We start from the raw sequence: 10,338 nt of genomic DNA, 5'->3' as shown, positions 1-10,338 counted from the left end.
CTTTCCGTCGGGGTTGAGGAGCATGCCCCAGCAGACGTCCTCGGTGGGGATGGGGTAGGACAGGCGGAACAGCGAGAGGTTGACCGTCTGCGTGCCGTGCGAGGCCAGCATCCGCAGCACGCCGGAGGTGGCGCCGGGGTTGGCCATGGTGTCGGCCTGCGCCAAGACGGCGGACTCGGAACGCAGAAGCTCCTTGTCGCGTGCGTAGCCGCCCGTGGCGAACACGATGCCGCGACGCGCTCCGATGCGCCTTGCGTTTCCCGTCTGGTTCTCAAGGTCGTCGGTTCCGGGCGCGTTGTAATCGAAAGCGTAGTTCTCCCGCACGACGACGCCGACGGCCCGGCCGTCGCGCAGGACGAGGTCGTCCACCTTGCAGCGTGCGCGCATCTCCAGCGTGTCGGCAAGAGAGCTTTGCGCATGCGAGACGAGCGCATCGAGCAGGTAGCGCCCGCCGCCGGCCCACAAAAGGCGCTTCGCGCTGTGGCCGCCGCCGTTTTTGAGCTGCTTGAAGGTTGCGCCTCGCTCCGTGAGGAAGCGGTAGAGGCCCTGCGACCCTTCGGCCACGACGCGAGCCAGATCGGGGTCGCCGTAATCCTCGGCCACCTTCCTCATGTCCTCGTACATCCACTCGGGATCGTCCTCTATGCCCTCGGCGGCCTGCTCGTCGCTGCCTACAATGGCGCAGTTGAGCCCGCTCACGCGCGAGGTGCCGCCGAACTGGCCCATCTTCTCGAGCACAAGCGTCCGGGCGCCGGCTTCGGCTGCCGTCACGGCGGCCACCGTCGCTGCGAGGCCGCTGCCGACGACGATGACGTCGACGGTTTCGTCGAATCCCTCTTCGCCGGGGTCGTCGTTGTGCGCGGAATCGGCGAAGGCGCGTCCCGGTCCCGCCATCGCCGCGGTGGCGAAGGCGGCGACGAGGCCGGTTTTCAGAAACTGCTTCCTATCCATGGAGCCCTCCTTTTGGGCGTCGTGTTTTCCCTGCTTGTTGAGATGCGGTTGCCGCTCGGGACGCATCAAGGGGCGTCGTTCATCCATTGGTCGGCATCGTGGCAGCTCATGCACAGGTTCACGGACTCCGAATGGGTTTTGTGGCAGGTCGTGCAGTCGAGCTGCTGGTCGTAGTGGAAGCTGTCGTGCGGATTGAGGTCCTCGCCGACGTCGGCCGTTCTCGCGGCCACCTCCTCGTAGCTTCCGTGGCATGCAAGGCACTTGTCGTTCGAAACCGCTGCGACCCCTTGCGTCGGATCCTCCTCGTCATGGCAGGATGCGCACGTCATGGACGCGTTCTCGCTGTGCAACTGATTTTTGATCGGGTGGCTCTCGCGAAGCTCGTCCTCGTTCGGGACGCTTGCGCCGCGGGGAGCGCATCCCAGGCACAGCGCGCCCGCGACGAGCGCGGCCGCTGCGAGCGCCGTCATCGCCTTCTTCATTGCCCCTCCTCTTCGTCGTGGCTTTCGGGGTTGGTCCCGCCGGTTTCGCGCATGCCCGGCGGCGCCCCTTCGCCTTCTTCCCGTTCTCTTGCTTCGAAGTCATCCCATGGGATGACTACATGATATCCGAGTCGAATACGCTTGTCCAATGGGAATCGAACAGAAGAAGCTGCTCGGACGTCGCATCCGCTTGCTGCGTGAGGAGCGGGGGCTGACGCAGGCCCAGGTGGCCGAGATGATCGGCAACGGCAGCAAACAGTACATATCGGCAATGGAGCGCGGCGACAAAAACGTCACGATAGACGTGCTCTGCCGCGTTGCCGCGGCGCTCGGCACGGACGTTCGCGACCTGATCGAGTTCTAGCGCCCGCTGCCGAGCGCGCACGCCGGCAGGCGGGGCGCCGGTCGCCCTGGCGGTGCGGCCTATCGGGTGTGCGCGGGCTTGCCTCCCCAGTAAAGGCGCATGAAGCGCTTGCGGTAGCGCGCGTCGGCGGGGTTCTTCGGCTCCGCGATCAGGCGCAGCGTTGCGGCGGCCACGTCGCGGGCGGCGTCGGGACGGCGCAGGAAGGAGCCGTTGACGAGCATGGCGCGGGCGCTTTCGGGGTTGCGCGCCACGCGGCGCAGCGCGTCGAGCAGCTCGCGGGCCGTGGTCACGTGCATGGCGGCCCCCAGCGATGTGAGCATCTGCACGTTGACCTTCTCCTGCCCGTAGGCTTTGCCCATGAGGATCATGGGGACCTGCGCGCACAAGCATTCGGTCACCGTGAGGCCGCCCGACTTGCAGATGGCCACGTCGCTTGAGGCCATGAGGGCGGCCATGCCGTCCACGTAATCGAGCACGGTGACGTTGCCAATCCCCAGATCGGCGCACTCCTGGCGCAGGTGGCGCGCATAGTCGGCGTCGCTGCCCGCCACGAACACGAAGTGCAGCGCGTCCTCGAAGCTGTGCAGGTAGGGAAGCAGCTTGTCGAGCGCGGCGCGGAAGTGGACGTAGGGACGGGGCAGGTAGGCGCCCGCAAGCGCGAGCACGACGAGCTTGTCCTGGGGGAGGCCGAGCCGCTCGCGCGTGGCCGTTCGGTCGTAAGCCTGGCGGAAGTCCTCGCGTGTGGGGATGCCGGTGATGAGGATGCGCTCGTCGGGCACCTTGCGCGGGCGCAGCGTCTCGGCCATCGACTCGTTGGCCACGCAGAACAGGTCGGCGGCCAGGTGGGGCCACAGCCCCTCGGTCTCGTAGTCGGTGGGCACGCACACGATGGGGAAGCGCTGCCCGGTGAGCATGCGCGCCGCCACGGCCACGTTGGCCGCGGTGATGTGGGTGCACACGACGGCGAGGGGCTTGCGCTTGCGCACGAATTCGGTGAACGCGGGGTACATGATGCGGTTCCACACGGTGCCGCCGCCCCACAGGAGGCGGCCGGTGAAGGTGAAGCGCCAGGTGAGGTCGTAGACGGGCCGCGTGGCGCCCGTGAACAGCGAGGCGGCCTTGTTGCCGTCGAACACGATGCGCCCGAAGTCCAGCACGTCGAGCACCTCCACCTTAAGGTCGTCGGGCAGAGGGGGCGCGTCCGCAGCGTCGGCCGCACCGGCCGCGCGCGCGGCGCGCCGTTCGTCCTGCATGAGCGTAAACGCCTGCGCCACGGCGTTCGCCGCGCTGCGATGCCCCGAACCCACGGAGGCGTGCATGACGACGACGAGGGGCTTTTCGGGCCTCGGCGCAAGGGCGGCGCCGTCGGGCGCTGCTTCGGGGGGCTGGAGGGTGAGGGCGTCGTTGTCCATGCGCACCATCATACCGCAAACCGCCGCCGGCACGGGCGAGGTTCGCGTGCTTGGCCGCGCCGGCGGTGGCTTGCGGGGTTGCCGGGCGCGGCTGTCCCGCGCCGGTCGCGGCGGCGTGCCGCCTCGCCCCGCACCCTGTCTGCGCTGTGGTTTGCGCTCCGTTCGACAAACCCCTTGCAATGCGGCGGGGGCTTTGAGATAATACCCAAGCTGCATTCCGCCGAGGATGCCGCACGTCCCCATAGTCTAGAGGTCAGGACGCGGCCCTTTCAAGGCTGAGACACGGGTTCGATTCCCGTTGGGGGCACCATTCGCAATTTGTTAGAACCCGCTTGGTGATGTACCGGGCGGGTTCTTTGCTTTCGATGTCTGAGCGCACCATTTCGCACGCTGCACGGACTCTGCGGGAATCCGCCCTTCCGCAGGGTCCGTTCGTTTTCCCTCGCCCTCGTGCTTGTTCGCTTTGGCCCGCGTTCAAGGTGTTCTTCTGCACGGGCGCGGTTTTCGGCCGGCGCCGCCCCCGCGAACGCTACAATGGCGCCATGTCCTACAACCTCGTCACACTCGACAACGCGGATGCCGTGCTCGAAGCCGCCCTCGCCCGGCTCTCCTCGCAGTGCGGCGGACCCCGCATGCCCGTTGCGCTGACCCCCACCGCCGCCGCTGCCCTGCGCCTGCGCCGGGCCTTCTCGGGAGGCCCCTGCGCGATCGGCGTGCGCGCGGAGGCCCTTGACGCGTGGGTGGCCGACCGCTGGGAGCTGCTCGGCGACGGAAGGCGGCCCGTGCGCGCGGGCGAGCGCGAGCTGCTGGCGCGGCGCGCGTGCGGGGACGTCCCGGGCATCGAGGCGACGCCGGGGACGGTGGAGCTGCTGGCGCGGCTGGCCCGCGAGGCGCTTCCCCTGCTGCCGGGGGCGGACGGGGCCGCCGGCCTGAGCGCGGGCGAGCGGGCCGCGCTCGATGCGCTTTCCCGGTACGCGCTGCTTCTGGAGGAGCGCTCCCTCTGCGAGCTTTCCCAGGCCGCGTCCCTGTTGGTCGGGCTTCTCGACGATCCGCCGCCGCTGGTCGTGGTGGGCTTCGACGAGGTGCCCCCCGCCTACCAGGGCATGCTGGAGCGCTTCGGCGAGCGTGGCGACGTGCTGCGCTTGGACGACGGGTGCCGCGCCCCCTCGCGCCGCCCCGAACGCGCCCCCGAGCTTGACGCCGTGCTGGCCAGGTTGTTCCGGCCGGTTGGGGACGACCCGGTCAAGCCGACGGGCGCCGTCCGGTTCGCCTTGCCGGCCGGACGCTACGCCGCGCCCCGGCTCGTGGCCTCCTGCGCGACCGGCGCGGCCGAGCGGGAGCGGGCGCTTGCGCGGGAGGAGGGCCGGGCGCCCCTTCCCGTGGCCGTCGCGTCGCGCGATCCGCGCGCTCTGTTCGACTCTGTGGCGGACGCTCTGGCGGCGAAGGGGGTCTCGTGCGCGGCGTCCGCGACCCGTCCGTTTGCCGAAACCGCCTACGGGAAGGCGTTCTTGGCGCTTTGCGCGCTGCTCTTCGACGAGCCGTGCCCGTTTTCCCGCGCGTCCGATTTCGCGCTCGGCCCGTTCTCGGGCATGGGCTGGCGCGCCGCGTGCGCCTTCGACTCGTCGTGGCGCGGCGACCGCACGGCCGACCGCGAGGGCGTCACGCGCGCCCTTGCGGCGGAAAGCGACGTTGCGCGGGGCGCGCTTTTCGCGCTGGGGCAAGGCGATGTCGAAGCCGCCCTCTCCTGCCTTGAGGAGGCGGCCCTGCGCCGGGCCGACCTGGGCGCCGCCTTCCGAGCCGAGCAGGCCGCAGCCGCTCGGACGGCCCGCTCGTTTGCGGATGCGTGCCGGCGCGTGGGGGAAGACGCGCTCTCGTCGCTGCCTTTGCTCGAGCGCGCCTCGGTGCCGGCGGGGGCCTGCGTTCCCGACGGGGAGGAGGCGCCCGAGGTCGTGTTCCTGTCGCTTTCCGAGGCGGCCGAGCGCGGCTCGTGCTCGTTCTCGTCGCTTCTGGCATGCGACCTGGACGCCGCCTCGTACCCGGTGCGCGCGGCGGAGGACGGCGCGTCGCTGCTTCTGGAGAGGCTTTCCCTGGCCCGCCCCGCCGACGCGCTCTCCCTGGCCCGCAAACGCTTCTTCCGCGCCCTGTCCTCCGCGCGCGGGGAGGTGGTGCTCGAGCGCCCGCTCAACACCGTCGACGCCGACGAGGCGTACCCGGCCGTCATGTTCGAGGAGCTGACGGACTGCTACCGCTCGCAAAGCGACGGGTTTGCCGCCGACCGGGAGACGGGCCTGCCGCCTGCGCTGGTGCCGTACGCGCTGCGCGCGAGCGAAGCCGAGCTGCAGGCCGACCTCGCCTTCGGCTCGCTGGACGAAGGCCGCGCCCCGCTCTTTTGGCCCGTCCCCTCCCTCGGCGAGGTGTCCGAGGGCTTTCGGGAGCGCGTCGTGGTCCCGACCAGGTCGGTGGGGGGAAGGCCCGCCCCCGTCCTGTCCCCGTCCGCCTTGGAGAGCTATCTGGAGTGCCCGTGCAAGTGGTTCGCCCTGCGGCGCCTGCGGCTCTCCGAACCCGACGCGGGTTTCGGACCGCTGGAGATGGGGAGCTTCTCCCACGGCGTGCTGAGGAGCTTCTACAGCCATTTCCGCGAGCAGGGGCACCCGAAGGTGGACGATGCGAACCTGCCGGCCGCCCGCAGCCTCCTGCGCGAGACGTTTGAGCGGCATCTGGGGTTTCAGCGCGAGCTTAGGCGCAGCCGCAACCCGCTTGTCCCCCGCACGAAGATCGAGGAGGCGGAGGCCGCCGGGCTGGGAAGGAGGCTTGAGGCGTACCTTGACCGCGAGGCGCGCCTGCTGCCCGGGTTTAAGCCCGCCTACCTGGAGCTGGACTTCGGCGGGACGGAGCCGTTTTCGTACGCGGGGTGCTTTCTGCGCGGGAGCGTGGACCGTATTGACGTGAACGGCCGGGGGCAGGCGGTGGTCATCGACTACAAAGGGTCGCTCTCGGCCGATCACGCGCTTTCGAGCGCCTCGCCCGCGGCCCAGGCGGGGGGTGCGATGCTGCCGCACAAGGTGCAGGCCCTGGCGTACGCCCAGGCGGTCCGGCGGCTTCTGGGCCTGGACGTGGTGGGGGCCGTCTACGTGTCGTACGGGCGCGACGCCCGGGTGGCGGGGGCCGTCGACCGGACGGTGCTCGACGGGGCCGCCCTGCCGGGGCTTTCCCTGGAGGCGTGCGGCGTTCCGGGCCCTGCGGGGGAGGCCTTGGGCGTGCGGACGCTGTCGCAGCTGGCAGACGAGGTGGAGGAGCGCGTCTCTTGGGCGGTGCGGGCGCTTTTGGAGGGAGATGTCGCGCCCGACCCGCGCGGGGCCGACCCGTGCGGGCACTGCCCCGTGCTCGCCTGCGAGAAGAGGAGGCGCCCGTGAACCTGGACGCATGCACCCCCGGCCAGCGCGACAGCATCCTGCACGTCGACGGACCCCTGCTCGTGTCCGCAGGGGCGGGTTCGGGCAAGACTTTCACGCTCACGCAGCGCATCGCCTACGCGCTCCTTCCCGAAAGCGGGCCGGCGGTCGGCGGCATCGACGAGGTTCTGGCCATCACGTTCACGGAGAAGGCGGCCTCCGAGATCAAGGCCCGCGTCAAGCGCACGCTGCGCGCCGAGGGGCTGGGCGAGGAGGCCCTCAAGGTGGACGGCGCCTGGATCTCCACCATCCACGGCATGTGCGCCCGCATCCTGCGGGCGCATGCGCTCGATTTGGGGATCGACCCGGCGTTCGGCATCGTGGGCGACGCCGAGCGGGCCGATCTGCTCGCCGCGGCCATCGACGGCGCGCTCGGGGCGGACAACGACATCGTGGGCCGGGGCTCCTTCGCGGCGCTGTTCGACGCCTATCCCGCGCGCTCCTCCATGCCCCAGGAGGCTTCGGTGGCCTCCATGCTGCAGGCGCTTCTCGACAAGGCGGCGGGCCTGCGCGGCGGCTTGGACGCCGTGGACTTCGGGCCGGGCGCGGCCCGCGCCTCCTCCTTGGCGCGCGAGCTGCTTGTGGCTTACGAGGAGGTGCGGCCCTGGGTGGAGCGGGCCAAGCGCGGCGCGGCATCCGAGAAGGCGCTCGCGGGCGCGGACGAGGCGCTTGCGGCGCTTCGGGCGTACCTGGACACGCATGGCGCGGCGAGGGAGGGGGCCGCGGGGGAGGCGGAGGCGTTGCGGGAGCTGGCCTGCGTGGTCGACGGCTGCGCCTTCCTGCCGCGCACCTTCGGCGACGCGGCCGTCAAGGCCGAGGTGGGGGTTTTCCAGGGCGTCTACGAGCACGTCGCGCGCCAGATAGCGCTCGCGACGGCGCTTCCCCTGGCGGGCGAGCTCATGGCGCTTGCGCGCGAGGTGGCGGCGCGCTACGAGCAGACGAAGGGCCGCCTGGGCAAGCTGGACAACGACGATCTGCTCTCAAAGACGCTCGCCGCCTTCGAGGAGCATCCCGGCATCGCGCGGCGCTACGAGGACCGCTTCAAGCTGGTGATGGTGGACGAGTTCCAGGATACAAGCCAGCTGCAGATCGACATGATAGCCCGCCTTGCGGGGCCTCGCTTCTCGCACCTGTGCACGGTCGGCGATGCCCAGCAGTCCATCTACCGCTTCCGCGGGGCCGACGTGAACGTGTACGAGGCCCACAAGCGCGTCATGCGCTCCGCGGAGGTGGGCGCGCTCTACGTGGAGCTGACGCGCAACTTCCGCAGCCACGCCGACGTGCTCTCGTTCGTGGACCGCGTGTTCGAGCAGCCCGGCGTCTTCGGCGAATCCTTCATGTCGCTCGCCCCCAACCCCGGCCGCGTCTCGCGCTACCGGGGCCTTGCTCCGCGCATCGACGTGGTGCTGGCCATGCAGCCGGCGGGAAGGGGCACGGGCGTGGGCGCGGCCGACGCCAAGCGGACCGCCGCGCGCGAGGTGGCCCGGCGCTTCGCCCGCCTGCGCGAGGAGGGTCACTCGCCGGGGGAGATGGTCGTGCTTTTGGGCAGGATGGGCCGCGCGGAGGTGTACGCGGAGGCGCTGCGCGCGGAAGGGTTCGAATGCGTGGTGGCCGGCGGGTCGCAGTTCGCCTCCGCCCCCGAGGTCCGCGTTATCGCGCGCCTTCTGGAGGCGGTGGCCAACCCGGCGAACACAGCGGCGCTGTTCGAGGTCCTTGCAAGCGACATGGTGCGCCTGTCGGCCGACGACTTTTTGGAGCTGGCCACCGAAAAGGATCCCGACACCGGCCTGCTCGTCCGCCGCGACCTGGACAAGGGGTTCTCGCGCCTGGCCGCGCTCGACGAGGACCTCGGGCCGCGCCTGGCCCATGCCGCGCGCCTGTTCGAGCGCGCTTGGCGCCTGGTTCGCACAGAACCCCTCTCGGCCGTGGCGGCCGACGTTGTGGCGCGCTCGGGCTGGATGGCCCGCTTGGAGGGGGAGGGCGCGGCGGGAACAGCCCGCGCGGCCAACGTGCTGAAGGCCCTGCGGATCGTGGAGGGCATCGAAGGCGAGCGGCGCGAGGGGCCGGCCTCCACGGCGCGCGCGTTCTCCGACGCGCTGGCCGCGGGGCTTAAGGAGGCGCCCGGGGCGCTGTCGGGGTCAGGGGGCGACGTGGTGCGCATCATGACGATCCACGCCTCGAAGGGCTTGGAGTTTCCCATCGTCGCCTTGGCCGACTTCGCCGACGCGCGCCCGAGGTCCGAGAAGCTGCTCGTCGAGGCGTGCGGCCCTGTCGCCTACGCCTCGCTCGAGCCGGGGGCGGCGTTTTCGGGGGAGTTTCCGAACCTTGGCAAGCGTGCGAAGACGCCGGCGGCCGACGAGGCGGACGAGGGCGCCGACCTGGCGGCGGCCCGGGTGCTTTTGCGCTCGTGCGCGCCCGGCGCGACGGCGGGGTGCTCGCAGGCGGCCTACCGCGCCTCGCTTGCCGAGCGGCGCTGCGAAGAGGAGCTGGCCGAGGCCCGGCGCAAGCTCTACGTGGGGCTGACCCGCGCAAGCGAGGCGCTCGTGGTGGCCATGGACGGCAAGGAGGCTGCGGCGGGCAAGGCGCCGTCGTACCCCCCGCTCGTGGACGACATCCGAAGCGCGCTGTGCGGGACGTCCGACTTTCCCGAAGGCGCCGCCTTGCTTCCCTACGGAGGGAGCGAACCCGCCCGCTTCGAGCGCGTGCCCGTCGTCGCGCCGGATGGGGACGGGGACGCCGCGCCGGACAAGGCGCCGCCCGCTTCGTTTCTCGTGCCGCGCCTTCGCGACGCGGCCCCTGCGCGCGGGCCGTGGGCCGGCGGCGGGAGGGATGCGTTCTCCTATTCGTCCCTCGCCGCCGCCACCTGGCGCGCCGCCGCGCTCCCGGAACAGGATGCGGCGGACGGCTCCTTCTCGCTTGAGCCTCCGGCCGCCCTTGCCGACGAGGGGCGCGCCCCCGCGCCCGATCTCCCCGAAGCCCGCGCCGACGCCGACCGGGCGACGGCTTTGGGCAGCGCGTTTCACCGCGCCGCCCAGTTCGCCGTGGAGACGGGGACGGTCCCCGACGCCGCGCGCCTGGACGCCTTCGCGTCCTTCCACGGGCTCACGGCCGGGCAAAGGGCCCGCCTGGGCGCCGCGTGCGGACGCTGGTTTGCAAGCGACGCGTGGGCCGAGGCGCTCTCCTGGCCCGTCCGGCGCGCCGAGATGCCGTTTGCCGTGCGTGTGGGCTTGCAGCTCATGGAGGGCGAGATGGACCTCGTGTGCACGGACGGGGAGGGGGCGGCTGGGCGGGCCGGCAGGGCGCTTGTGGTGGACTACAAGACAGGCGGTGCGGACGGGGAGTCCGAGCAGGCGGTTCGCGAGCGGCACCTCCTCCAGGCGCAGTGCTACGCCTGCGCGCTGCTCTCCCAGGGCTTCGAGGAGGTTGAGCTGCTGTTCGCGCGCGTCGAGCGCGAGGCGCCCTCCGGCGGCGGGCCGCACACGGTGCGCTACCGCTTCGCCTCGGGCGATCTGGAGGCCCTCAAGGGGGCCATCCTGTCAAAGCGAGGGTGACTTGGACGGGCCGGTCGCCTGCCGTCGGAGGCGGCGCGGCGCCCGGAACCTTGCGCGCGGGCCTCGTCGCGTCCTCTTCGGCGGAAAATGAGGCCAACCTTCCATTTTCTCTCTAATGCGCGATAA

The 10,338-nt window shown here is 71.3% G+C and carries 6 protein-coding genes and 1 tRNA gene; 4 read left to right on the top strand and 3 right to left on the bottom strand.

Features of this window, described 5'->3' with window-relative positions:
- The coding region (locus ACWKY3_RS03235; RefSeq protein WP_449314982.1) for an FAD-binding protein at nucleotides 1-951 on the bottom strand (951 nt) is incomplete at its 3' end.
- 65 nt (nucleotides 952-1,016) lie between these two features.
- A complete protein-coding gene (locus tag ACWKY3_RS03230; RefSeq protein WP_449314981.1) occupies nucleotides 1,017-1,433 on the bottom strand; it encodes a cytochrome c3 family protein in 417 nt (138 codons plus the stop codon).
- 148 nt (nucleotides 1,434-1,581) lie between these two features.
- On the opposite strand from ACWKY3_RS03230, the gene ACWKY3_RS03225 reads away from it, so the two are divergent.
- Complete coding sequence (locus tag ACWKY3_RS03225) at nucleotides 1,582-1,797, top strand: helix-turn-helix domain-containing protein (protein ID WP_449314980.1); 216 nt, start codon at nucleotides 1,582-1,584, stop codon at nucleotides 1,795-1,797.
- A 59-nt stretch (nucleotides 1,798-1,856) separates the two neighbouring features.
- Here the strand turns inward: ACWKY3_RS03225 and ACWKY3_RS03220 are convergent, their stop codons facing one another.
- On the bottom strand, nucleotides 1,857-3,209 hold the full coding sequence (locus ACWKY3_RS03220; RefSeq protein ID WP_449314979.1) for a glycosyltransferase: 1,353 nt from the start codon (nucleotides 3,207-3,209) through the stop codon (nucleotides 1,857-1,859).
- A 235-nt stretch (nucleotides 3,210-3,444) separates the two neighbouring features.
- On the opposite strand from ACWKY3_RS03220, the gene ACWKY3_RS03215 reads away from it, so the two are divergent.
- The 3 genes from ACWKY3_RS03215 to ACWKY3_RS03205 all read left to right on the top strand — a co-directional run bounded on the left by ACWKY3_RS03215 (nucleotide 3,445) and on the right by ACWKY3_RS03205 (nucleotide 10,212).
- Nucleotides 3,445-3,519: transfer RNA gene (locus ACWKY3_RS03215), tRNA-Glu, on the top strand.
- A 232-nt stretch (nucleotides 3,520-3,751) separates the two neighbouring features.
- Nucleotides 3,752-6,622: a PD-(D/E)XK nuclease family protein gene (locus ACWKY3_RS03210; RefSeq protein ID WP_449314978.1), complete on the top strand. Its 2,871-nt coding sequence runs from the start codon at nucleotides 3,752-3,754 to the stop codon at nucleotides 6,620-6,622.
- Nucleotides 6,619-10,212, top strand: a complete 3,594-nt coding sequence (locus ACWKY3_RS03205; RefSeq protein WP_449314977.1) for a UvrD-helicase domain-containing protein — start codon at nucleotides 6,619-6,621, stop codon at nucleotides 10,210-10,212. Before ACWKY3_RS03210 ends, ACWKY3_RS03205 begins: the two co-directional genes overlap by 4 nt.
- The last annotated feature ends 126 nt before the right edge of the window (nucleotides 10,213-10,338 follow it).

It is taken from the genome of Rubneribacter sp. (assembly GCF_965361815.1).
This window is presented reverse-complemented; position numbering and strand designations above follow the sequence as displayed.